Consider the following 23,920-nt stretch of genomic DNA (forward strand, 5'->3'; position numbering starts at 1 on the left):
TGCATGAAAATGCAGCCAACAAAGAGGTGCGATAAGTGTCGCACTTTATTATGAAACCTCTTTGAGAAGTACTTCTGCTTGGGCAAGCACAGTCTGCACTGCCTCGTCAGCAAGATCGGGTGGGTAACCATACCGTTTGAGAATGCGCTTCACTAGAACCCGCATTCGGGCACGGGCACTTTCCCTATGGTGCCAGTCGACTGTCACGTTTTGTCGGAGCTGTTCCAGCAGCTCATGAGCAATCAGGCGTAGCTGTTCGCTACCCATAGCCTCGACAGCACTCTCGTTCTCGGCAAGCGCGTCATAGAAGGCAATTTCTTCAGGCGAGAGACCCTGGTCCTCGCCGCGTCGCTGCGCAGCTTTCATGTCCTTGGCTAACGCGATTAACTCATTGATCATCTCAGCGGCCGACAAAGCACCCGCATGGTAGCGGGCCACAGCATCCTCAAGCCGTCTGGAGAATGCGCGGCTCTCAACGACGTTGGTCCGCATGCGGCTGGTGATTTCTCCGGCCAACAGCTTCTTGAGCGCTTCCAAGGCGAGGTTCTTTTTCTCCATGCCCTGGATTTCCAGCAGGAACTCTTCGGACAGAATGGAGATGTCTGGGGAGTCGATGCCTGCAACTTTAAGGATATCGACAATTTCCGCCGAAGCGACGGCGCGGTCAATGAGCTGCTGGACAGCGAACGTCTTGTCCGCCTGGCTAAGTTTGCCGGTGGCCGTGCTTTTGGCGATCGCAGCACGGACAGCTTGAAAGAACCCTATCTCGTCTCGGATTTCTCGGGCCTCGTCACTGGCCGAAGCGAGAGCATAGGCCTTGGTCAGCTCCAGCACGAGATCGAGATAGCGGCGATGAGCCTTCTTCTTGTCCTCCGGTGACTGGGCCTTGCCCGCCTCGATTTCAGCCCACTTGAGCACCCAGTCGATGGCGCCGGCGAGGCACTGCAGGCGCTCCATCGGTGCGCCGTGGATGCCTGGCAGGTAATCGAAGCCATGGAAGATGCCGCTGACGATCTCGTATCGCTCCAGCAAGGCGGCGACGGCATCAGCCTCATCGATACCGGTCTTCTCCTGGTCGGAGTCGGTATAGTCGCTGAGCGCCTTCTTCAGGTTCTGCGCGATGCCAATGTAGTCGACGATCAGCCCGCCGGGCTTGTCACGAAACACCCGGTTCACACGCGCGATCGCCTGCATCAGGCCATGGCCCCGCATCGGCTTGTCGACATACATCGTGTTCATGCACGGCGCGTCAAAGCCGGTCAGCCACATGTCTCGCACCAGCACAAGTCGCAGCGGGTCTTTCGGGTCCCGGGCTCGTTTGGCCAGACCGTCACGCCTACGCTTGTTGCCGATGTGCTGCTGCCAGGAGAGCGGGTCAGATGCCGCACCCGTCATGACAATCTTGATCAGACCGGTCGCATCGTCATCGGAATGCCAGTCCGGACGAAGGGCGATGATCTCGTTGTAGAGGGCGACGCAGATCCGCCGGCTCATGCAGACAGCCATGCCCTTGTATTCGGTGCCGTCAGTGCGCGCCTCAAGGTGGGTCACCATGTCGGCGGCGATTTGCTTCAAGCGCTTGTCCGAGCCGACCAGGGCCTCGACCGTTGACCATTTGGCCTTGGCCTTCTCCGCTTCGGTCAGGGTGTCATCCTCGACCAGAGCTTCGATCTCGGCGTCGATGAGCGGTTTCTCGTCCTCGTCCAGTTCGATCCGGGCAAGACGGCTCTCGTAATAGATGGGCACCGTCGCGCCGTCTTCGACCGCACGGCTGATGTCGTAGATGTCGATGTACTGGCCGAAAATCGCCGGGGTGTTGACGTCCGCCGCCTCGATCGGCGTGCCGGTAAAGCCGATGAACGAGGCGTTCGGCATTGCCTGGCGGATGTAGTGCGCATAGCCGTAACGTCTCGCGCCCGTCTTGGCGTCCAGCTTGGCGTCGAAGCCGTACTGGCTCCGGTGCGCCTCGTCGGCCATGACGATCACGTTGCGGCGATCGGTCAGCATCGGGAAGCTCTCTTCCCCGCGTTCGGGCGAGAACTTCTGGATCGTCGTGAAGATGACCCCGCCAGAGGCCCGCGCCAGCAGACGCTGCAGATCTTCGCGGCTCTCGGCCTGTTCGGGGTTTTGGCGGAGAAGGTCCTTGCAGAGGCTGAATGTAGAGGCGAGCTGGTCGTCCAGGTCGTTGCGGTCGGTCAGCACGACGATCGTCGGGTTCGAAAGCTCCGGCGACTTAACCGCCAGCCCGGCGAAGAACGCCATCAGGAAGCTCTTTCCCGATCCCTGCGTGTGCCAGATCACGCCGATCTTGCGGTCGCCGTCCGGACCGCTCGCATCGATCGCCTCGCGGATGGCTTTGCGCGCGCCATGGAACTGGTGGTAGCCGGCGATGATCTTGAACGGCCCCGCGCCCGCATCGCCAAACACGACAAAGTCACGGATCAGGGCCAGGAAGTTTGCGCGGTTGAACACCCCGCGCAGCAAGGTCTCCAGCTCCGGCTGGCCGCGGTGGGCGAAGTCCTCGCCGGTCACCGTTCGCCAAGGCATGAAACGCTCCTGGTTGGCAGTCAGAGAACCAATTCGTGCTTCGATCCCATCTGAGGTCACCAGCACGGCATTAGAGCGGAACAGGCTGGAAACCTGAGTCTTGTAGGTCTGCAGCTGGTTGAAGGCATCCGCGATCGTGGCGTTCTCTGCTGCCGCGTTTTTGAGCTCGAGCACCGCCAAGGGCAGTCCATTGACGAACAGGACCACGTCGGGCCGGCGGTTCTGGTTGCCTTCAACCACGGTGAACTGGTTGACAACCAGCCAATCGTTGGCCTCGACCTTGTCCAGATCGAGCAGCCAGACCTTGTCTCCGACGATGCGGCCGTCCGGAGCCCGATATTCGACCGCGACGCCATCGGTCAGCAGCCGGTGGATGCGGCGGTTTTCCTCCACCAATGACCCGGTGTCGCTGGTCAGCAGCCGCCGGATGGCTTCTGACTTGGCCGTTTCAGGAAGAGTTGGGTTCAGGTCTGCAACGGCCTTTTCCAGGCGCGACAGCAGGATCACATCCGAAAACGCCTGCCGCTCGGGATTCGCGCCGTCGGGCGCAATCACCATTCCGTGCAGATACTCCCAACCGAGGTCCTTGAGGATCTCGATCCCGGCATATTCGACTATGTCCTCGGAGATGCCGGCCATGCTCAATTGGCCTTGGGTTCGGGGATGGTAGGTACATCCCAGACTTGGCAAGCGAGCTTCGTCAGGAAGGACTGACGAACCTCAACACCTGCAGCAGACCAACTCGGCCAATGGTCGAGCGCCTGCACCGCTTTGGTGATCTTGTCGGCGACGCCAACCATCTGGGCATCCGTGTCGGCCTGGCACCGTGTCAGTAGGAACTTGGACTGCCCGTAGCTCTTGATCTTCTCGGAGTACGGCCGGTTTGAGATCGACCTGTTGATGGACTTCTCAATGAGCAGCAAGTTGCCTAGGCTCTGGATCACCTCCTGATCCTGCCCGCGATCGCCGAACTCCTCGACCGCGTCCGCATCGGCGCTGCCTGCCAGGATATGTTCAATATCGTTGCCGCCTGCCGTGTAGTCCGCCAGCCGATCGCGTGACTCACTCGAACCGTAGGCTTGCAGATCAATGTGTTGGGTGATCTTGGCAATCAGGTATCGCAGGCGGAACTGACGCACCGAATAGGTCCGCAGCCCTTTCATCGCCCGATCGAACCTGTGCGCGAGATCGGCTCGCTCCTTGGCGAAGGTCTCATCGACGAAGGCATCGAAGTTGTCCGGACCCACCGCCCGGAGTTTGCGGGCGGCATCGACGATGCTGCGCTCATAATCTTTCGCCGGCGTACCCGTGATCAGCCAGACGAACATCGTCTTTTCGATTTCGGTCGCAAGCCGAGCGAACAGCGCCGCTGGCAAATGACGTGCCGCCAGCAGCAATACGAAGTGCTGCTTTATTGATTGCCCGCCCAGAAGCCGGGTGTTCTCGATGCCCGGCTCCGCGGTGCCAGCGGGATTCTGCCCCTTGGAAAGATGCGCATAGGCTTTGGCCGCTTCGCGCAGTCGTTTTGCGAAAGCCACCGGCGCAGTGGTGTGGCCGGTCAGGCCAGCGTTCTTCTGGAACCAGTCGTAGATCCCGTCTTCGCGAATCTTGCTGTCTAGATCGAAGGTGGAGAGCAGGTAATAGCGCAAAAAACGAAGAGGCTTTTCCCCGACCGCGTAAATCTCGTCGGTCAGCGCTTTCCAGACGCTCTTGAGCTCGGCGAACTCCTGGTCCTTAGCGTTCATGAACAGCAGGTTCTTGAGCAGGTCCATAGCATCGAGCCCGACCCCGCGATCGTTGATCGTCTCGAAGATCTTGAGCGCCTTGGCGATGGTCGGCGTCTCAATCCGGATGACCTTCACCTTGTTGGTCAGGTAACCGTAGAACCGCAGGATCGATGCACGATCACCTTCAAAGGTGGCCGCGAGAAACTCGCGGATCGTGTCATAGGCGCCGCCCAGATTGCGGATCGATCGTGACCCATCCCGGACAGTCTGAGCTGCGTTGCCATTGGCGTATTCAGCCAACACGCCGCCGGCGTCGTCATACTGCACGTCCAGCCGGAACCGGTGCGTCGTCACGCCCTGCCAATCGGTGGAGCTGGCCGCGATCTGGCTGGCCAGATCATCGGGCAAGGCGCCGCCAATTTCCTGCAGAGCGTCGCGGATTGCGCAAAGCGTCAGATAGGATGTGGTCGTCCGCTGCTGCCCATCGATCAGCTCGAAGACCTGATCATCGCCGGCACAGACAACGATGGTGCCGATGAAATACTCCGGGGCAAAATGCTGGGTCGCGGCTTCGAACTCGGCGTGGATGTCGGCCAGGAACTGATTGACCTGATCGCCGCCTTCACCCCGGGCGTCGCTTTCACCCCAGACATACTCCCGCTGATAATCGGGGACGCGATAGAAGTCCTGAAACAGGCGCTTGAGCGTCATGTCCTGGGAGACGATGCTCGGCTCGGTCATGCGGCGGTCTCCGATTGAACGTCACCCACCCGGACTTCGCCGGACATCAGGCGGGGCAGCAGGTAGTCGCGGGTTTCGGCGAGGGTGCGGTTTTCGAGGTCATTATGGATCGTGCGTTCCCAAAGCGGCCCGATGACTTGAGACATCTTGTTGAGCAGCGCCTCCGGAGGACATACCGTTGCGGCCGAGCTTAGATGCCCGCGTTGAATATGACCCATAGTCGTTGCCTTCGACGCGGCGATGCTCTGGAACTCTGGCATGTGGTGGAGCACCCATCGCGCGAAGAACCACTGCGGGTAGGCTGTCGACGTCACCTTGAAGAGGTGCTGGTTCAGAGCCCCGGCGCCTTCGGTCCAGACCTTCGCCATCAGGCTTCCTGACCAAGAAAAAATGAAGTCGCCATCGCGCACGATGAACCGCTCTGGGAGGTCTGTCGCTGCACGGTTTGATTTTTCGGTGAGCCCGCCCCGGAGCTCGGCGATCTTGATGACCGGAAGGCTTGGCTCTCCGGGCCGAGCGGGGAATTTCTGTAGGGCAAGGCCGTTTAAGAACTCGGCGATCTGATCCAGCGGACGTTCGCTCCACCCCACCGGAAGCTCATCTTTACCGAACCCATCCGGAAACAACTCCGCTAGGTCAGCCGCGCGTGCGGGATCAGGCACCAGCCCGCCCATGATCGCGACCGGGTCTGTGGTGCCTTCCAGTTTGCGGCGGACGGGGCCGAAGTCGACGAACCAGTCGCGGAAGATCGCCTGGGCCATCGCCTCCAGCGTCTCGTTCATCCGCCGGTTCAGCTCGATCTTGTCGTCAAGGGCCTTCAAAGTATCGACGATTGCCCGTTGCTCATGGATTGGGGGCAGCGCGATGTGGAATGACTTCACCTCGGGGAAATAGATGGTTTGGTGAACGCTTCCGCTGGCAAATCGCAGCAACGCGTCTCCTTCGGCGATCAGCACGTACTTGAGAAATTGATGGTCTAGCTGATCAGAGCAAACCCAATTCACGAAGTCTTGGCTGGTAGCCATGGGCCTTCCCATGACGACTACGTATCCTACAGACGCAGTTCGCGAGAGACAGACAGTGTTTGTCGGCAGCACCCGCGCCGCTGAATTAGCAATGCCGAGCTCATTTGTATTTTCATTTGTTTCGGCGAGCGTTAGTCCGTGGTTTCCAGTGGCGTCTCTAATGCCAATCCATGGAATATCGCCGCCCCAATAGTCCGGCCGCCGCCGGCTCGGCGTGTGTCCGCTTTCCAGCCGGGCTAGGTCTGTCAGGAGCCGCCACTTCCAACCTTCGGGCGCAGGCAATTCTGGCATGCCTACAGCGAGAGCATAGGCCCCTTCAATACGCGCAGAGGTGGCTTCGCGTCCACCAAGGCGGCGACCTTCGCGCTCCGTTTGCGTCACCGGAACACCCCAGAAAGCAATTCACTGATCCTGATTTCGAGGTCGCGTCCTGCCACGAAGCCGGACAACAGTTGCTCCCTCAGACCTGCAATCCTCTCAGGAAAGGATATTCCGTCATCTTCGACGTCCGCCGTGCCCACAAATCGGCCGGGCGTCAGCACGTGGCCCCTCGAACGCACCTCCTCCAGCGTCGCCAAGCGGCAGAAGCCGGGTTCGTCGGCGTAGGGCTCCAGGCCCGCCGCCGCTAACGCATCCGGCGTTCCCCGCCAGCGGTGGTAGGTATCCGAGATCAGGGCAATGTCGGCATCGGAAAATTCCCGCCGCGTGCGATCAACAAGATGACCCAGCTTGCTGGCGTCGATGAAAAGGATTTCACCTCGGCGGTCACGGTGGCCGTTGGCGCTCTTGTCTCGCGCCAAGAACCACAGGCAGGCGGAGATCTGAGTCGAGTAGAACAACTGGCCCGGCAGCGCGACCATGCAGTCAATGTGATCAGCCTCAATTAGGGCCTTGCGCATTTCGCCTTCGCCGGACTGCTGCGACGACATCGAGCCGTTAGCCAGCACCACCCCGGCCATGCCGCGCGGAGCAAGGTGGTGAAGGATGTGTTGCAGCCAGGCGAAGTTCGCATTGCCCTGCGGCGGCGTGCCGAAAGTCCAGCGGGCGTCGCCCTCCAGCTGCGGCTGCCACCAGTCGGAGATGTTGAACGGCGGGTTGGCCATGACGAAATCGAACTTGGTCTGGGCGAACTCGTCACGCAGGAAACTGCCTTCATTGTTCCAGCGAATGTCGGCGTCGATGCCGCGAACCGCCAGGTTCATCCGACACAGGCGCCAAGTGGTGTGGTTCCGCTCTTGCCCATAGATGGCGATGTCGGAGCGCCGACCCTGGTGGTCCTCGATGAACCGCTCGGACTGCACGAACATGCCGCCCGACCCGCAGCAGGGATCGTAGACGCGCCCCTGACCGGGCTCCAACATTTCGACAATGGTCTGAACGACCGAACGGGGCGTGTAGAACTCGCCGCCACGCCTGCCTTCGGCACCCGCAAACTGCGAGATGAAATACTCATAGGCCCGACCCAGGCGGTCGCGGGCCTGACCGTGATCGCCGCGCATGTCGACGTTGGAGAACAGGTCGATCAGCTCGCCCAGCATGGTCTTGTCCAGCTGGGGCCGTGAATAGCTCTTTGGGAGGACGTCCTTCAGGACCTTGATGTTGGCTTGTTCGATCGCTTCCATGGCGTTGTCGATCAGCCCGCCGATGTCGCCCTTCTTCTCGCGCCCTGTGGTAACATCAACAAAGGTGATCTCGGGCCGCTTGGCATTGGCCTGCAGGTGCGCCCAGCGCGCCTCTGGGGGCACCCAGAAGACATTGGCGGCGAGGTATTCCTCGGGGTCTTCCGGGTCGGCGTAGTCTTCGCCCGAGAGCCTGGTGTGCTGAGCTTCGAAGGCCTCAGAAATGTATTTCAGGAAGATCAGTCCAAGCGCGATATGCTTGTATTCTGACGGTTCCAGATTGCCACGCAGCTTGTCCGCCGCCTTGAACAGATCCGCCTCGAAGCCAAGATCGCCGCCGGAATTGCTGCTTGCGTTAGCCGCCTTGGCCTTCTGGGGCTTAGGTACGGACGGGGAGCGTGCCTGAACCTCACTGCTGTCTATGATTGCTAATGAAACGGACCCACCGCGTCCCCGCCCGGTCAGGATCGTGCCAGATTCGATCAGTGCGTCTTTGACGTTGGAGTAGACTTCTTCGTCCCATTGCAGAGTGTCACGCAGGCGCACATTCCCGGCTGAGCCGCCAAGCTGCGTCAACGCCTCCAGAAACCCGTCCTTGTTCGCCTGATCAACCATTCTGCCCCACTTCAATTGCCTTCAAGCGTTCATATTCTTCGACCGCCAGTACAACAACCACAGCCCGACCATGCTTCTCGACAGTAACGGGTTCAGCCCGCGCCATGTCGATCAGCTTGCCGAAGTTATACTTCGCATCCTTGGCAGATAGAATTTGCATGGTTTAACGCCCGCGCTCGATGCGCCACTTTTGGCCAAAGTGGCCATAAATGCAAAGGCATTTTGCCTTGCTGACAAAATCAAATGGCAACAGTCCTTGCCGCCGTTTCAAAGCGGCAGATCTCTGTCCTTAGATTGTGCTTGCTATCTGGGAGGCGTAGCTTTTGATTTGCCGCCCGACACCTTCAAGCGAATTTGGACGTGGCCCGATTCAGTGCGGCGCGATTCAAACACACCCGCCTTGTCGACGAGATCACTGAGCTTGGCCTGACCATAGGTGCGCGGATCGAAATCCGACGCGAGTTCAGCGAGACGCTGGCCCACTCGGCCCAAGGGAACCCAGCCACCGTCATCGTCCAGCTGCGCGATGGCCTTGCGAATAAGCGGGGCGGCCGCGCTTGGGGCTTGTTTGGCTGCCGCGGGACGCAGGTCGGCGCGTTCTGGCTCTTCCGAGGTTGGAGCCTCAGGAAGAAGATTTTCCGTGTAGATGAAGCGTCGGCAAGCCTGGCGGAAGCTCTCGGGAGTTTTCTGCTCGCCGAAGCCATAGACATCGATGCCTTGCTCGCGGATTCGTGCCGCCAGCCCTGTGAAATCACTGTCAGACGATACCAGACAGAAGGCGTCGAAGCGCCCGGTATGCAACAGGTCCATGGCGTCGATCACGAGCGCAATGTCAGACGCATTCTTGCCGGTGGTGTAGGCGAAATTTTGCTGCGCCCGGATTGCGTGGGTTGAAAGCACCTCTGCCCAGGATTTGAGGCGGGTTCCAGAAAAGTCGCCATAAATCCGGCGCACACTGGCTTCACCGATCTTGGCGATCTCTTCGAACAGACGGGTAGCGATACGGGAGGAGGCATTGTCAGCGTCGATGAGGACAGCAAGACGCGGAGCACGGGGTTCATTCGACATGTCGAATCCTTACCACGCCGCCGTTAAGATTTGTCTCCAAAATAGATCAAACAGATTTGAAGTTAAATTCCGGCATCCGCCTGACTGGGCAAGTAAATTTACGGATCGATCTCTGACCTCATTCCATTATCGCGAATTTATATTGCGATTTCAGTCTGATTGCGCCTCAATGTCGTCAAGAAAGAGAATGGGGAGCATTGGCAGCATGACGATCGAGGTCCGGCAACTCCGATACGCCGTTCTGACCGCAGATACCCGCAGCTTTTCCCGTGCTGCCACGGCGCTCAACATGAAGCAGGCAACGCTGAGCCTGCGGGTTACGCAACTTGAGGACAAACTCGGCATCAAGTTGTTTACGCGTTCGACGCGGGGAGCTGAGCCGACCGAGATGGGCCAGGTCTTCCTGGAGTCCGCGCGGCGCATCATCACCGACATCGACAATCTGCAAACCACCGCTCGAGCGGTCAGCTACGGTGAACAAGGACGTCTCGCCGTCGGTTACAGCTCCTCGCTGATGGCAGGCAATCTGAAGCAGACCTTCTCCGAGTATCTGACCCGATTTCCTGACGTCCAGTTCGATGGCGAGGAAGCCGCTCCCGAAAAGCTGCTGAATGCCTTGCAGTCGCGGACCATCGATGTCGCGGTGGCACCGGCGGGAATGGAAGAGAGCGGCATTCTGGCGCGCTCGGTCTGGTCTGACAGGCTGATGGTCGCCTTGCAGTCGGGCCACCGGCTTCTCGAAAGCGACCGGATCTACTGGAGTGATCTGCGCCGCGAAGTGTTCGTGGTGCCGGGCGGCGGCATTGGTCCGACTCTAGCCAATCTGCTTGCTGCGCGGCTGACCGGGCAAGGCGGGCGGCCGAACATCATCGTGCAGAATACCAGCCTCGAGAGCGTGCTGAGCATTGTGTCGGTCGGCCGCTTTATATCAATCGCAACCGAAGCCTCGCAGGGGGTGACATGGCCGGATCTCCATTTCCGCGATATCCACGATCAGAACGGCACGACGCGCCTCGAATTTTCGGTTTACTGGCGCGAAGACAATGACAATCCGGCGCTGCAACGCTTCTTCACCCTGATCAACGAGCGTTACCCCGTCTGAGGTGTCTTGCGCGCTTTGGCAAAAGCCCGGTCGGTTGCGATAAACCGCTCAAGCATGGGCGGAATGAGCCGCTCGGCGGTCGGCGCACCTTTGGCATCCCCGCCGTTTACCGCGAGCGCATAAGCTACCAGATCGCGGTGAAGTCGTGCAGAGAGCTCCAAGGTCAGCCGCACTGGCTTTTCATCGGCCAGATCAGCCAGTTTGAGACGGGTCATCGAGTTCCTCCCGCAGGCATCGGTTCGAGCACCAGATCGCGCGTCACGATGATGCGCAGCGAAAATCCGGGGCGCACGGTCAGTGTCGGCGGCACGTTCAATTGCCGCTGCACGACCTGCCTGCCAGTCTGGCTTATGGTGTCCTGCGTGCCGAAACGCAGCGCCCGAATGAGATCGCTATCACCGTTCGAGATGAGCTCTGTACCAGCGCCCAGCAATGTCGAAATGAGCGCGGCCTTGAGCATGTTGCCCCAATGATAGTTGGTCTGGTCTTCAAGGCCGGCCATACCAGCAGCATCAGCGCCGGGCAGGCGATCAAGCAGGATCGATTGACCTCCGGGAAGGATGAGGCGGTCCCACGCCAGCAGCACGCGGTTCTGTCCGGCGGCTACCTCGCTGTCATATTCACCGATCAGCCTTGAGCCTTGGGGGATCAGGAGGATCCTGCCGGTGGGGCTGTCATAGACATTTTGCGTAACCTGCGCCGTGATCTGGCCTGGAAGGTCTGACCGGATGCCGGTTATGAGTGCCGCCGGTATGACGCTGCCGGCCTGCACAACGTAAGGCGATGCAAGGCGCATGATGCGCTCAGGGCTTTCCGTGCTGCGGTTGCCGCGCTGATCGAGAAAGGCGCGGCGACTGGACGTGGCTGTTGGTGCAGACGGTAGAGCCGGATCGGCACCCGGTATCGAAGCTGATGGCGCTGGCCCTACTGCGGTTGCAGACCGACTGTCGGTCGTTCCGGTCTCTCCGGCAAGAAACAGGCGACTGGTCCGGGCGCTGTCACGCTCCTGCGCGGCGCGCTCACGCGCTTGCTCGGCGGCGGCAATCCGCGGATCGGGCTGTCCTGCGGCCGGGGCGGCACCAATAGGCGGGATCGGGACATTCTGTCCGCCACGCTGTGCGGCAACGATCGGGCCGCCGAGGTCGCCGGGCAGTGCAGGCCCCAACTTGGGCACGTCGCCGTAATTGGCGGGTGCGCCGTTGACCGAGTCCGCGCGGTTGCGGCTGTTCGTGTCGTAGAGATTCTCTGCTGGCAGGTGGTTCTGGGGCTGCAGTGCGTAGATCAGCGCACCGCCAATCCCGACGCTGGCGAGGAGACCAAGAGTCGCTAATGCCTTGCGCGACAAGCGCATGACGCGCGGCGGCTCCCCGCCAAGGCGAAACCCGTCGGGGTTGGCCGGTGCAACCGGGCGCTCGCCGTCAGGCTCGTCGCCTTCGGCATCGACCTCAACGTCTGTTTCAACGTCAGTCTCGACTTCAGCCTCAACAATCCGGTTGGAGACCGGTCGCACGCCATCATCCTGCGGTCTCGTGTTCATGAGCGGCTCCGGCGGCGTGCGCGTTCACGCTCAATGCGAACCTGCTTGGCGCTGTTGCCTGCGCCAAGCCGCAATTCCGCACGCTCAAACAGCCGGTCGACAACCATATAGCGGCCTTGCACACGGTAGTTCACCAGCTCAGCTGCCTGGTCCGCGCCGATCACGAACAGCGGCGGCATATCGCCGCTCGCAATGTCGCCCGGAAACTCGATGAACACCTGCCGGCCATCATCGAACACCCGCACTGGTCGCCATCCGGGATGATCGCCCCCGATGCGGTAGCGAAAGTTCAGGCTTGAGAAGTCGATACCCGAGGCCACCGGTGCCGTGCGTTCACGCTCGGCCTCGGCAGTACGCAGGGCGATCAAGGCGTCCTGCGGATAGGTCCAGGAGACTGCGGCCATATAGGTCGAGTTCGTCGCACTGAGTTCGAGATGATAGGTGCGCCGATTGGTATTGATAATGAGGTTGGTGCGAATGTCGGCCCGCGTCGGCTTGACGAGGATGTGAACCCGGCGCGCTGCTCCGGCACCGCTCACCGTGTCGCCGATTATCCAGCGGACCGTATCGCCCGATGCGACCGGCCCCGGTCCAACGAGTTCTTCGCCTTCCTGGAGCATGATGTCGGTAATCTGCCCCGGTGCGGTGTAAATCTGGAACAGGGCTCCATCGGAGTAGGCATATTGCTGGATGGCATTGAAATAGCTGGTGCGCTCCGGTTCCACCCGCGCTGCGGCGTTGGCTCTACCAACACGGGTGCGCGGGTCGGCAGGCTCAACGGTCTGCGCCGATGTAGCAGGAATTGGATGGGGCTGAGCGCGCTGTTCGCGCGCCATGGCTTGGGCAGGTATGCAGATCAGTGTTACCGCTGAGAGCATAATCGATGTGCGCAGGGCGCGCGTCGGGCGGATCATTGGCTAAGCTCCTTTGACCAGTTGATGGCGTTGATGAACAGGCCGAGCGGATTCTTGCGCAGGGCATCGGGAGTGCGAGGTGGCTGCACGACGGTGGTCAGGATCGCTGACCACCGCGAAGTCTCGAGAAGGGCGCCATCCTGGTAACGCCGCTCGGTCCAGCCGACGCGAAAGCTGTCGTTCGACGCACGAACGACACTCGACACATCGACCGCGACCTGCACCTTGCCGACTTGGGCAAAGGGATCGTTGTTGCGCGCGTAGTCATTGAGCGCCTGCGCGCCGCGGTCGGTGGTAAAGTCGTAAGCCCTGAGCCAGTCTTGCCGCAGCACGATCGGATCGGCGGGAATGGCGCGCACCTGTTCGATGAAGCGAGCAAGGTGGAACGCCATCTGCGGGTCGGTCGGGCGATAATCGACATCGGCAGGCGCGATGGCCTGTGCCTGGCCAAGCTTGTCGACCTCGACCACCCAGGGCGTGATCGTGCCGCGCGCCGATTGCCAGACGAGACCGCCTGCCAGCCCTCCCGAAAGCGCAAGGCAACCAAAGAAGGCGAGCCGCCAGTTTTTCGCCTGCACCCGTGCTGAACCGATGCGGTCGTCCCAGACCTGGGCCGCGCGTTGATAGGGCGTGACGGGCTCGGGACTGGTCCCGTAGCGGATAGAGGGGCGTCGAAACATGTCGGATCCTTTTCGGAAGTTTCAGCTTTTGTCGGAGATGTCGGGGCCAGAGCCGCCGCCGTGGCTGTCGCCGCCCTTGAGGGTATGCGAGGCCATGTTGGCGCCCTGCGTCATCGCCTGACGCCGCCTCATCGCGGTGGCCCATGCAGGAGGGCCATCGGCGGCGCCGGTCGCTGCCGAATTGGTGGGCGTCCCGGCCTTGCCAGCGGCATAGTTCGCTTTGAGGCTGTCCGCGGCCCGGCGAAGCGGTGACGCCGCGCTGCTTGCGGCTGATTTTGCGACGTTGGCGAGACCCGAAGCAGCCGCAGCCCGTCCGGTTTTGCCAGCGGCTCCGGCTGCATAGGCACCCGACGCGCCGCCTGCCGCGCGGGCACCGCTCGTGGCCGTGCCCGCCATAGCCGAGCCAGCGGCACCTGCGGCGAGCTTGGCACCTGCGATACCGCCCGCAATCGTCGCGCCAGCGGCGATCGCCGTACCTGCTGCCGCGCCTGCGCCGAGCTGCGGGCCGCCCGAGACAATGCCGTTGGCGATGCTGGGACCAAAGATACCGAGGCCGAGCAAGGTCAGGGCAGCAAGCGCAATCGCCATCACCTGCTGGATGTCTGGCTCAACCCCGATCCCGGCGTTGATGAATTGCGAGAACAGGGTCGTGCCAATGCCAGTGATGACGGCCAACACGAGCACTTTGATGCCGGAGGAAATGATGTGGCCAAGGACGCGCTCGGCCATGAAGGCGGTGCGCCCGAAAAAGGCGAACGGCAGCAGCACGAAGCCTGCAAGCGTCACCAGCTTGAACTCGATTATGGTGACGAAGACCTGGATCGCCAGCACGAAGAAGGCGATGACGACGATCAGCCAGGAAATCAGCAGGATCAGGATCTGCACGAAATTGGTGAATAGGCCCACCGGCCCGACAAGATCGGCGGTCGCATCGAGCAGTGGCTGCCCGGCATCAAGACCGGTCGCGGCCACAACGCCGGGGCGCATGAAATCGCCAATGGCCATGCCGCTGCCACTGGCCTGCAGGCCAAGCCCGGCAAAGCTCTGGAGCATGATGCCAGCGAGATTCGAGAAGTTGCCGATGATGAAGGCGAAAGTGCCGATGTAGAGCGTCTTCTTGATCAGGCGCTGCAGCACATCCTCATCGGTGCCCCAGGCCCAGAACAAGGCAGCTATGGTCACGTCGATGACGATGAGAGTGGTCGACAGGAAGCCGACCTCGCCGCCGAGCAGGCCGAAGCCGCTGTCGATATACTGGGTGAAGACCGTCAGAAACTGGTCGATGACGCCGGTATCATTCATGGCTGCCGGTCCCTTCCATGGAAAAATCGGCGGCGCTCAGCTTCCCAGACCGTATCGCATCCCGATTCCGGCATGGTGATCGTGCTGCAGCGCTTGAGTTCTGCGGCGTGAGGGTTCGGAGATCCTGACTCGTCCGCGACATAGGTCGTTGTGTCGTGCCGAGCCGGCGGCCGCGTTGCCGAAACAACCGCGACCGCGATCAGCAATCCGCCAAAAGCAGCGGCTGCCGCCAGCTTGACCGACCGGCTCATGTCAGTTCCGGGTCCGGAAGCGGCGGAAACGCTCGCGGCCCTCGGCCTCGGTCGCGGCATTGCGCGCGGCCTCGATCGACTGCGCGCGGCCCTGCGCCGCAATGGCGGCGGTCAGATCGGCCAGTTGCTGGGTTTGCAAAGCCAGTAGCTGATTGCCGGCCTGTGCCGCCTGCAAAGCCCCGGTCGCTGACTGGCTGGCACCGACCAATGTCGTGATCGAGCTGCGGGTCGCACCCAGATTGCCGACGATCCCGGCCTGCACCTTCATGGCATCTTCGAAGGCGCCGACGCTGTCCTGCCAGCGCGCATTGGCGTTGGCGACCATCTGGGCTTGCCCGCCGGTCAGTGCCGCCCCCTTGTAACGGCCGTTGAACACCTGCTGCACGTCGGTCACGTCATACGCGATGCGTTGGGCCTGGTTCAGCAACTGGCGGGTCTGGTCGACCTGTTGCTGCAGCGTCTGGATCGTCGAGACCGGCAGACTGGCAAGATTGCGGGCCTCGTTGATGAGGCTGGTCGCCTGGTTCTGGATCTGCTGGATCTGATTGTTGATCTGCTGCAGCGTCCGGGCGGCGGTCAGCACGTTCTGCGCGTAGTTGCTGGGATCATAGACGATCCCGCCAAACTGGGCCTGCGCTGGCGCGGCGATCATGGTGCCTGATACCAGCGAAGTGGCGATCGCCGTCGCCATGATAGCGCGGCGGAGGAAGGGCATTTTCATGGGCGGTTTTCCTTGTCCGTTAGTGCGGGCGGCGGGGGAGGAAGCAGCTCGGCCGCCCATCCGAGGCTGCGGTTCTGGAGCCAGGCCGCTGCAAATCCTTCGCGGCCATGGGCTGCGACAATCTCGGCGATGCGGATCTGGTCGGTTTTGGAAGAGGCGGCGCTGAAGGCGAGTGCGACATCGCCGAGTCCCAGCTCGAACAACCGGTTGCCGCGCCGCGATTGACAATAATAATCGCGTTTCGGGGTAGCCCGGCTCAGGATTTCGATCTGGCGATCATTGAGGCCGAACCGCTCATAGACCCGTGCGATCTGCGGTTCGGCCGCGCGCTCGTTGGGCAGAAAGATGCGCGTCGGGCAGCTTTCGATGATGGCAGGCGCGATGGCCGACGTCTCGATGTCGGCAAGGCTCTGGGTCGCGAAGATGACGCTCGCATTCTTCTTGCGCAGCGTCTTCAGCCATTCGCGTAGCTGCGCGGCGAAGGCCGGGCTGTCGAGCACGAGCCAGCCTTCATCGATGATGATCATGGTCGGCGAGCCGTCGAGCCGCCCCTCGATTCGGTGGAACAGATAGGCGAGCACAGCTGCGGCCGATGACGCGCCGATCAGACCTTCGGTTTCGAAGGCCTGCACGGACGCCTCACCCAGACGTTCCTGTTCAGCATCGAGCAGCCGTCCCCATGGACCGCCGATGAGATATGGGGCGAGGGCCTGCTTCAATTCCTGGGATTGCAGCAGGACCGCGAGACCGGTGAGTGTACGCTCGGCAGGTGGTGCGGACGCAAGCGATGTCAGGGCCGACCAGAGATGTTCTTTAGAAGCAGGGTCAATCACCACGCCTTCGCCGGCCAGCATCGCCGCCAGCCATTCGGCGGCCCAGGCGCGTTCGCCGGCGTTGTCGATCCGAGCAAGCGGCTGCAGGGCGACGGCAGCGCTGTCGCCTTCTTCGGCATACAGCGCGCCGCCGAGATCCTGCCAGTCACCGCCCATGCCAAGCGCGGCAGCGCGGATCGATCCACCAAAATCGAAGGCGAAGATCTGGCTGCCTTTGTAGCGCCGGAACTGCAGCGCCATCAGCGCCAGCAGTACGGATTTGCCTGCCCCTGTCGGGCCGACGATCAGACTGTGGCCCACATCGCCGACATGAAGGGAAAGGCGGAACGGGGTCGAGCCTTCGGTCTTGCCGTAAAGCAAGGGGGCGTCACCGAAATGCTCGTCCCGTTCCGCTCCCGCCCATACCGCTGACAGGGGGATCAGGTGGGCGAGATTGAGTGTGGAAATGGGCGGGTGCCGGACGTTGGCGTAGACATGGCCGGGGAGCGATCCGAGCCATGCCTCGATCGCATTCATGCCTTCGATCGTGCAGGTGAAGTCGCGGCCCTGGATGACCTTTTCGACCAGCCTTAGTTTCTCCGCCGCCAGCGCCGGGTCGCGGTCCCAGACCGTGACCGTCGCAGTGACATAAGCAATGCCGGCATGATCTGCGCCGAGTTCCTGCAGCGCCATGTCGGCATCAGCCGCCTTGTTCGAGGCGTCCGAATCCATCAGCACCGACTGCTCGTTGGTCATCACCTCCTTGAGGATGGCAGCAACCGATTTGCGCTTGGCGAACCATTGCCGCCGAATCTTCGCGAGCAGCTTGGTGGCATCGGTCTTGTCGAGCATGATTGCCCGCGTCGACCAGCGGTATGGGAAGGCCTGCCGGTTGAGCTCATCAAGCAGCCCGGGAAAGGTCGCCGTCGGAAAGCCGGTGATGGTGAGTGTGCGCAAATGATGGGCGCCAAGCATGGGCTCGAGACCGCCGGTCAGCGGCTCATCGGCCAGCAGCGCGTCGAGATAGACCGGCGTTTCGGGCACGCGGACGCGCTGCGTCCTGGTCGATACCGTGCTGTGGAGATAGGTCAGCGTGGCGGCGTCATCGAGCCACGCTGCCTCGGGCATGAAACCCTCAACCAGATGCAGCACGCGGTCGGTACGATCGGCGAAGGATTTGACGAGTTCCTTGGGATCGACCCCGGTCGACGCCTTGCCTTCGTAGAGCCAGCCTTCGGCGCGCGCCGCTTCCTCGGGCGGCGGCATCCACAGCAGAGTCAGATAATAGCCGCTTTCGAAATGCGCGCCTTCCTCACGAAACTGTTCGCGGCGTTCCCTGTCGACCAGCGCCGATACGGGGTCGGGAAAGCGGGATTGCGGATAGGCTTGCGCCGCGGTGCGCTGCGCTTCGACGAAAACCGCCCATCCCGAGCCCAACCGCCGCAGGGCATTATTGAGCCGGGAGGTGACGGCCACGAGTTCGGCGGGCGTGGCACTGTCGAGATCGGGACCGCGAAAGCGCGCTGTCCGCTGGAACGATCCGTCCTTGTTGAGCACCACACCCGGCCCCACCAGTGCGACCCAGGGGAGGAAGTCTGCGAGACTGGCGGATTTGGTCCGATATTCCTGAAGCGACATCATGGCCGCACCCAGGTCGGATATTTGAGATGGCGGCGCGCGACATCGACAAACTGCGGATCGCGGCGTGCAGCCCAGACCGAAAGCACATGGCCGATTGCCCAGATGGCAAGGCCAGCGAGCCAGAGCCGCAAGCCGAGGCCAATCGCGCCCGCCAGCGTGCCATTGACGATAGCGAGTGCACGCGGCGCACCGCCGAGCAGGATCGGCTCGGCCAGTGCGCGGTGGACCGGGGCATAGAAGCCAGGGATGTCGTCTGCTGATGTCATCAGATCAGCGCTCCGCCGCCGAAGCTGAAGAAGCTCAGGAAGAAGCTCGATGCGGCAAAGGCGATGGAGAGGCCGAACACGATCTGGATCAGCCGGCGAAAGCCGCCCGACGTGTCCCCAAAGGCAAGGCTGAGGCCGGTGACGATGATGATGATCACCGCCACGATCTTGGCGACTGGCCCCTCGATGCTCTCGAGGATCGACTGCAGCGGAGCTTCCCACGGCATCGACGAACCGCCGGCATGCGCTGGAGTGGCAGTGGCCACCATCACGAAAGCAGCAGTCGCAGCGAGCGCAACACGATTGGTGCCGCGCCGGAGGGCATGGATCATAGGGAGTCTCCTTGGGTTTGGTTGGCGGAAATCAGGCGATAGTCGCCGGTGACCGGGTCCAGCCCGTCGACGCGGGCCAGTTCAGTGAGGCGCCGCCCGGTGCCATCGCGCACCAGCACGGCAATGAGGTTGATGGTCTCGGCGATCAGGGCGCGCGGGACGGTGACGACCGCTTCCTGGATCAGCTGCTCCATCCGCCGCAGGGCACCAATCGCGCTTCCGGCGTGGATCGTCCCGATTCCTCCGGGGTGGCCGGTGCCCCAGGCCTTGAGGAGATCGAGCGCCTCGGCGCCGCGCACTTCGCCAATCGGAATCCGGTCAGGGCGAAGTCGAAGGCTCGAGCGGACCAAATCGGATAGCGAGGCAACGCCATCCTTGGTCCGCATCGCCACAAGGTTTGGCGCGCGGCATTGAAGCTCGCGGGTATCTTCGATCAGAACGACCCGGTCGGTGGTTTTGGCGACCTCGGCGAGCAGGGCGTTCGTGAGCGTCGTTTTGCCGGTGCCAGTGCCCCCAGCGACAAGAATGTTCAGCCGCTCTGCAACGCCCGAACGAAGCCTGTCCGCTGCAGAGGCGCACATGATTCCTGCACTGACATAGTCCTCGAGCAGGAATACCGCGACGGCGGGCTTGCGGATGGCAAAGGTGGGAGCCGCCACCACCGGTGGCAGGAGGCCTTCGAACCGTTCTCCGCTTTCCGGCAGCTCCGCTGACACGCGCGGTGCATCGCCGTGAACTTCGGCACCCACATGATGGGCAACCAATCGGATGATGCGTTCACCATCGGCTGCGGTCAGGCGTTCACCGCTGTCGGACAGTCCGATGCCCAACCGGTCGACCCAAAGGCGTCCATCAGGATTGAGCATGATCTCGATGACCTTGGGGTCAGCCAGCCAGGTCGCGATCGATGCGCCCATCGCCGTGCGCAGCATGCGAGCGCCGCGTGAACGTGCTTCAATTCGGACTGGCTCAGCGCCCATCGGATACCCCGCTTCGGGAGCGGGACAGGTTCGTCCGGCTCGACGGGGACGAGTAAGAGACGCAGAAAAGGGGCTAGTTCAACAAGGATTTAGCGTCGTAGCAGTGGGGGATAGAAAAACAGGGAGGAGCGTAGTTCGCAGTGCTTTGACGATGGCCTGTGCGCCGCCGACGCACGCCTGAGGGAGTCAATTGCAGCGCGAACGGTGCGCAAAGGCGGAGATAGAGAAATTCTTGAAACTTTCACTATTAGGAAGTATTGAGAATTTTATGTCCAGCCTAGCGCAACAGGTATCCGCAAGCGCGCTGCGCGATCGGGTCTTCAATGAACGCCAGCTCAGCGAACTGCTGGGGGGAGGCGATGCGCGGCGTTATGGCCTCGTCAACCGCGCCCTCAAGGACGGGTCGCTCATTCGCTTGAAGCGCGGGGTTTATACGCTTGCCAAGGCGTATCGGGGCGCTCCTGTGCATCCCTTCGCGGTGGCGCAGGCTTTGCTTCCCGGGAGCTATATTTCCTTTGAAAGCGCGCTGGCTTACCATGGCTGGATTCCTGAAGCCGTGCTTGTCACTGCCAGCGTGACGCCGGGGCGTAAAACGCTGGGGATCCCGGCTACCGAATTCGGCTCCTTCAAATATCATCCGCTCGCCATTGCCGATTATTGCTTCCTTGGCGGCGTCGAACGGGTGACCTTCGACAAGCTCACCGCCTTTGTCGCTAGGCCGCTGCGCGCCCTTATGGATCTTGTCGCCCTGCGCAAGGTGGAATGGTCTAGCCTCGATTGGCTGACCAGTGGCATGCGGATCGATGACGAGGCGCTTCTGGCATTGACGCAAAAAGACTTTGCCGCAGTGAAGTCGGTCTACAAGCACAAGGCAGTCAACGCCTTCCTTTCCGAGCTTGAAGATGTGGTTCTGACGACAAAACGGGCTCAAGGCAGGGGATCGCTGCATGATTGACATCATCAAGGAAAAGCTCGGCCGCTATGGCGCCACCAATGCGCTTGAAGAGGACAACGCGCTCAAGGAGATCCTCCAGGAGATTGCGTTATACGCGCTGTGGCGCGCCGATTTCTTCGATTGTGCCTTGTTCCAGGGCGGCACCAGCCTGCGCATTCTGCACGGCCTGCCACGCTTTTCCGAGGACTTGGACTTTCTCCTGCGCGTGCCGAACATGGACTTCGACTGGTCCCCTTACCTCGAGGGGATGACCGAGGTGTTCGGCCAGTTCGGGCTGGCACTGGAAGCTCAGCCCAAGCCGCGTATGGATACGGCCATTCGCCAAGCGCTGCTCAAGGACGATTCCATCGCCAGCCAGCTCGACTTGTCATTCGCAGGCACCGGCCATCGCAAGGCGATCAAGATCAAGCTGGAAATTGATGTGAACCCGCCCGCAGGATCGGCCGAGGTGACCACGTATCTTGATTTTCCAGCAGATTATGAGGTGCGCCATCAGGATCTGGCATCCAATTTCGCGCTGAAGATTCATGCCCTTCTATGCCGAGGCTTCCTCAAAGGTCGCGACTGGTTCGACTTCTCCTGGTATGTTTCGCGCGGGCTCGAACCCAATTTCGTCCTTTTGCAAAACGCGCTCGTTCAGGCAGGACCATGGGCCGGTGACGGGTCGCTCCACGTCGACATGTCATGGTTGAATGCTGCGCTTTCTGGCGCAATCACTCGGATCGAGTGGAAGGAAGCGGCAAAGGATGTCGAGCGCTTCCTGCGTCCTGCCGATCTCAAATCGGTTGATCTGTGGAGTGAGCGCTTTTTCCTCGCCAAGGTCGATAAGCTGGCCAGGATTGCCGACGGTTAAGGCAAAGCTCGCTCATGCGCAAAATGCTAACGGATACGGCAGTATTGGCTGTCAAAATCCGGTGCGTCCTTCAAGCGAACGGTCTAGTTGGCAGCTTCCGCTGACATTCTGGACGTTCAGGGCTCAGGATGGAGCGTTCAGAATTTGCCATACGATCATCGGGCAGAGGGTCGGCCTGAGGGACTTGGTCTGGGACAATTCTGCCGTTCCGACGCGAGGTGTCCTGCGGCAGGGACATTGCCAATACCCGACACCCAGCGTTCGATTTGCGGGCTAAGCACGGCCGCGGCAGCCGGGCGGGAGCCGACTTTCCGATTACAACGGCGATCAAGCAGTCGATCTGCTGCCGACCCGGTCTGATCTCGGCAGCAAGCCGGGGTTCCCCGCGGCCTAGTCCCTAGCGCCCCAAGCCACCGTCAGGACAGGATGGTTCCATGCCTGTCCCGAGACGCGGCACAGGATGGCGGTCAGTTGGCTTACGCGAGCGCTACAGCATCTGGCCCCGCAGGAAACCGAAGCCGATCAGTTACATCATGCGCAGCGTTCCAAACGCCTTCGGCCACATCACTCTCACGAGTGGTCAGCTTCGGCGCGGCGAAGCCTTCCATGATTGGCTTTGCGAAATCGGCGTACTCGCCCGGGAGCAACTGGTCGAACGGAATGATGGCGTTCGCGCCGAAGTTGGTGGTTGGGGCGTAACCGGGCTCGACCAGCTTCACCGAGATATCGAAGTAGGCGAGCTCATGCGCAAGCGAGCCTGTGAAGCCCTGAATCGCCTGTTTGCTCGCGGTATAGGCGGCTGCCAGCGGGAAGGAGCCGAGCGTGACGCTCGATGTTACATTGACGATGATGCCTGAGCGGCGCGCACGCATTTGTGGGATGACCGCCTGGCACATCGCCATCACGCCGATCGTGTTGGTCTCGAACAGCTGACGCACCAGCGACATTGGCGTCACTTCAAAGGCCCCGACCGCGCCGATGCCAGCATTGTTCACCAGCACATTGATGGGACCAGCGGTCTCAATCAGCACCGCAATGCTCGCTTCGTCAGTGACGTCGAGCGGCAGAACACGCAAACGGCTGGTGTCGCCATCAAAATTGGCCGCCTCAGGCCGCCGCATCGTGGCGATCACATTCCAGCCCTGCGCTAGGAAATGTTCGGTGATCGCCTTGCCATAGCCCGACGAGGTTCCGGTGATGAGGATGGTCTTGGTCATATCAGTCTCCTTCTGTTCGTTGATCAGAAGTAGACGAGGTGATCCGCATGATCTATAATCGATGATCTGTATTTGTTTATGAATCGTCCAGGAATATGGATCCTCTCAGCGACATGATCGCCTTGTTGCGCCCGAGCGCTGCAGTGTCGAAGCCGATCTCCGGAAAGGGGCGCTGGGCTGTTCATTATGACGCGCATGACGCGCCTGGCTTTACGATCGTCCTCTCGGGCGAGGCGTGGCTGACCCTCGATGGCAAGGAACCGCTTCGCCTGAGTGAAGGAGATTTTCTCTTGCTGCCGACCACGCCGCCCTTCTCGCTGGCAAGCGAACGTCATATTCCCGGCACACGCGTCACGCCGCGTGACGAAGCCGTCCGGCATGGCGACCCTGATGGTGCGCCTGACTTCATGGCGTTGGGCGGGAGCTTCGCTTTCGAGCGAGTGAATGCTCCTCTTCTGCTCTCACTTCTGCCCGAGCGTATCCACATTCCGGCATCTGAAGGCCGTTCGACACGGTTCGGGCGTTTTGTCGACCTGATGGCGGAGGAATGCGCCACCGATTACCCTGGCAAAGAGCTGATCATTCAGCGAATGTTGGAGGCGTTGCTTGTCGAGGCGCTTCGCTGGCGCAGCCTTGGCAACGAGGCTACGCCAGCGAGCTTGTTGAACGGGATGCAGGACCCGGCGATCACCCGCGTATTGCAGGCGATCCATGCCGATGTCCGCTCCAACTGGACAGTGGCAGAACTCGCAAGCGTGGCGGGCATGTCGCGCTCTGTCTTCTCGGCCAAGTTCAGTGAACTGATCGGATGCGCGCCAATCGAGTATCTTCTGCGCTGGCGCATGGCGATCGCGAAGGACGCGCTGGTTCGCGGCAAAATGACGCTCAGTCAGATCGCAGAAGATATAGGCTATGAGTCAGCAAGCGCCTTCAGCACTGCGTTTCGCAAGCGACTCGGATGCCCGCCCGGCAAGTTCGCACGTGCCGAGGCTTGAGCCCATCCGCTCGAGATAGA

At 61.4% G+C, this 23,920-nt stretch carries 22 protein-coding genes; 4 read left to right on the top strand and 18 right to left on the bottom strand.

Features of this window, described 5'->3' with window-relative positions; genetic code table 11:
* Window positions 1-48: 48 nt before the first annotated feature.
* From C3E99_RS15645 to C3E99_RS15670, 6 genes are all read right to left on the bottom strand, one after another.
* Window positions 49-3,186: a type I restriction endonuclease subunit R gene (locus C3E99_RS15645; RefSeq protein ID WP_104960082.1), complete on the bottom strand. Its 3,138-nt coding sequence runs from the start codon at window positions 3,184-3,186 to the stop codon at window positions 49-51.
* A gap of 2 nt (window positions 3,187-3,188) precedes the next feature.
* Window positions 3,189-5,015 (bottom strand): DUF262 domain-containing protein, encoded by a 1,827-nt coding sequence (locus C3E99_RS15650; protein WP_104960083.1) that lies wholly within the window; start codon window positions 5,013-5,015, stop codon window positions 3,189-3,191.
* Window positions 5,012-6,331 (bottom strand): restriction endonuclease subunit S, encoded by a 1,320-nt coding sequence (locus C3E99_RS15655; protein ID WP_104960084.1) that lies wholly within the window; start codon window positions 6,329-6,331, stop codon window positions 5,012-5,014. Before C3E99_RS15655 ends, C3E99_RS15650 begins: the two co-directional genes overlap by 4 nt.
* An 86-nt stretch (window positions 6,332-6,417) precedes the next feature.
* On the bottom strand, window positions 6,418-8,274 hold the full coding sequence (locus C3E99_RS15660) for a class I SAM-dependent DNA methyltransferase (RefSeq protein ID WP_104960085.1): 1,857 nt from the start codon (window positions 8,272-8,274) through the stop codon (window positions 6,418-6,420).
* Window positions 8,267-8,434, bottom strand: a complete 168-nt coding sequence (locus C3E99_RS15665) for a type II toxin-antitoxin system Phd/YefM family antitoxin (RefSeq protein WP_104960086.1) — start codon at window positions 8,432-8,434, stop codon at window positions 8,267-8,269. Before C3E99_RS15665 ends, C3E99_RS15660 begins: the two co-directional genes overlap by 8 nt.
* A 143-nt stretch (window positions 8,435-8,577) precedes the next feature.
* Window positions 8,578-9,342, bottom strand: coding sequence for an NYN domain-containing protein (locus C3E99_RS15670; RefSeq protein ID WP_104960087.1), 765 nt, complete (start codon window positions 9,340-9,342; stop codon window positions 8,578-8,580).
* A 205-nt stretch (window positions 9,343-9,547) separates the two neighbouring features.
* Here C3E99_RS15670 and C3E99_RS15675 point away from each other — a divergent pair, with 205 nt between their 5' ends.
* Window positions 9,548-10,444: a LysR family transcriptional regulator gene (locus tag C3E99_RS15675; protein WP_066652654.1), complete on the top strand. Its 897-nt coding sequence runs from the start codon at window positions 9,548-9,550 to the stop codon at window positions 10,442-10,444.
* On the opposite strand, the gene C3E99_RS15680 is transcribed toward C3E99_RS15675, so the two are convergent.
* The 11 genes from C3E99_RS15680 to trbB are packed head-to-tail and all read right to left on the bottom strand — an operon-like array spanning window position 10,432 to window position 19,832.
* Complete coding sequence (locus C3E99_RS15680; protein ID WP_006964542.1) at window positions 10,432-10,659, bottom strand: DUF2274 domain-containing protein; 228 nt, start codon at window positions 10,657-10,659, stop codon at window positions 10,432-10,434. The two genes, C3E99_RS15675 and C3E99_RS15680, sit on opposite strands and share 13 nt — an antisense overlap.
* Complete coding sequence (locus C3E99_RS15685) at window positions 10,656-11,981, bottom strand: TrbI/VirB10 family protein (RefSeq protein WP_066652651.1); 1,326 nt, start codon at window positions 11,979-11,981, stop codon at window positions 10,656-10,658. Before C3E99_RS15685 ends, C3E99_RS15680 begins: the two co-directional genes overlap by 4 nt.
* Window positions 11,978-12,895: a P-type conjugative transfer protein TrbG gene (gene trbG, locus C3E99_RS15690; protein ID WP_066652649.1), complete on the bottom strand. Its 918-nt coding sequence runs from the start codon at window positions 12,893-12,895 to the stop codon at window positions 11,978-11,980. The genes C3E99_RS15685 and trbG overlap by 4 nt, the downstream gene beginning before the upstream one ends.
* Window positions 12,892-13,575: a conjugal transfer protein TrbF gene (trbF, locus tag C3E99_RS15695; RefSeq protein WP_054109445.1), complete on the bottom strand. Its 684-nt coding sequence runs from the start codon at window positions 13,573-13,575 to the stop codon at window positions 12,892-12,894. The genes trbG and trbF overlap by 4 nt, the downstream gene beginning before the upstream one ends.
* Window positions 13,576-13,596: 21 nt before the next feature.
* Window positions 13,597-14,877 carry a P-type conjugative transfer protein TrbL gene (gene trbL, locus C3E99_RS15700; RefSeq protein WP_104960088.1) on the bottom strand — a complete coding sequence of 427 codons (1,281 nt, stop codon included), beginning with the start codon at window positions 14,875-14,877 and terminating at the stop codon, window positions 13,597-13,599.
* Window positions 14,874-15,128: a putative entry exclusion protein TrbK-alt gene (gene trbK-alt / locus C3E99_RS15705; RefSeq protein WP_066652642.1), complete on the bottom strand. Its 255-nt coding sequence runs from the start codon at window positions 15,126-15,128 to the stop codon at window positions 14,874-14,876. Before trbK-alt ends, trbL begins: the two co-directional genes overlap by 4 nt.
* 1 nt (window position 15,129) lies before the next feature.
* Window positions 15,130-15,849, bottom strand: coding sequence for a P-type conjugative transfer protein TrbJ (gene trbJ, locus C3E99_RS15710; protein ID WP_066652640.1), 720 nt, complete (start codon window positions 15,847-15,849; stop codon window positions 15,130-15,132).
* On the bottom strand, window positions 15,846-18,302 hold the full coding sequence (gene trbE, locus C3E99_RS15715) for a conjugal transfer protein TrbE (protein WP_104960089.1): 2,457 nt from the start codon (window positions 18,300-18,302) through the stop codon (window positions 15,846-15,848). The genes trbJ and trbE overlap by 4 nt, the downstream gene beginning before the upstream one ends.
* Window positions 18,299-18,568 carry a VirB3 family type IV secretion system protein gene (locus C3E99_RS15720; RefSeq protein WP_006964035.1) on the bottom strand — a complete coding sequence of 90 codons (270 nt, stop codon included), beginning with the start codon at window positions 18,566-18,568 and terminating at the stop codon, window positions 18,299-18,301. Before C3E99_RS15720 ends, trbE begins: the two co-directional genes overlap by 4 nt.
* Window positions 18,568-18,900, bottom strand: coding sequence for a TrbC/VirB2 family protein (locus C3E99_RS15725; protein ID WP_104960090.1), 333 nt, complete (start codon window positions 18,898-18,900; stop codon window positions 18,568-18,570). Before C3E99_RS15725 ends, C3E99_RS15720 begins: the two co-directional genes overlap by 1 nt.
* Entirely contained in the window at window positions 18,897-19,832 is a 936-nt protein-coding gene (gene trbB / locus C3E99_RS15730) for a P-type conjugative transfer ATPase TrbB (protein ID WP_442800475.1), read from the bottom strand. The genes C3E99_RS15725 and trbB overlap by 4 nt, the downstream gene beginning before the upstream one ends.
* Before the next feature lie 316 nt (window positions 19,833-20,148).
* On the opposite strand from trbB, the gene C3E99_RS15735 reads away from it, so the two are divergent.
* Entirely contained in the window at window positions 20,149-20,835 is a 687-nt protein-coding gene (locus tag C3E99_RS15735; protein WP_104960092.1) for a type IV toxin-antitoxin system AbiEi family antitoxin domain-containing protein, read from the top strand.
* The gene (locus tag C3E99_RS15740) at window positions 20,828-21,688 is read left to right on the top strand and encodes a nucleotidyl transferase AbiEii/AbiGii toxin family protein (RefSeq protein WP_104960093.1); all 861 of its coding nucleotides are present in this window, start codon (window positions 20,828-20,830) and stop codon (window positions 21,686-21,688) included. The genes C3E99_RS15735 and C3E99_RS15740 overlap by 8 nt, the downstream gene beginning before the upstream one ends.
* Window positions 21,689-22,164: 476 nt before the next feature.
* Here the strand turns inward: C3E99_RS15740 and C3E99_RS15745 are convergent, their stop codons facing one another.
* Window positions 22,165-22,905 (bottom strand): SDR family oxidoreductase, encoded by a 741-nt coding sequence (locus C3E99_RS15745; RefSeq protein ID WP_104960094.1) that lies wholly within the window; start codon window positions 22,903-22,905, stop codon window positions 22,165-22,167.
* Between the two features lie 95 nt (window positions 22,906-23,000).
* Here C3E99_RS15745 and C3E99_RS15750 point away from each other — a divergent pair, with 95 nt between their 5' ends.
* Window positions 23,001-23,900: an AraC family transcriptional regulator gene (locus C3E99_RS15750; RefSeq protein ID WP_104960095.1), complete on the top strand. Its 900-nt coding sequence runs from the start codon at window positions 23,001-23,003 to the stop codon at window positions 23,898-23,900.
* Window positions 23,901-23,920: the final 20 nt, after the last annotated feature.

This window comes from Sphingopyxis sp. MG (genome assembly GCF_002953155.1).
Lineage (GTDB): Bacteria > Pseudomonadota > Alphaproteobacteria > Sphingomonadales > Sphingomonadaceae > Sphingopyxis > Sphingopyxis granuli.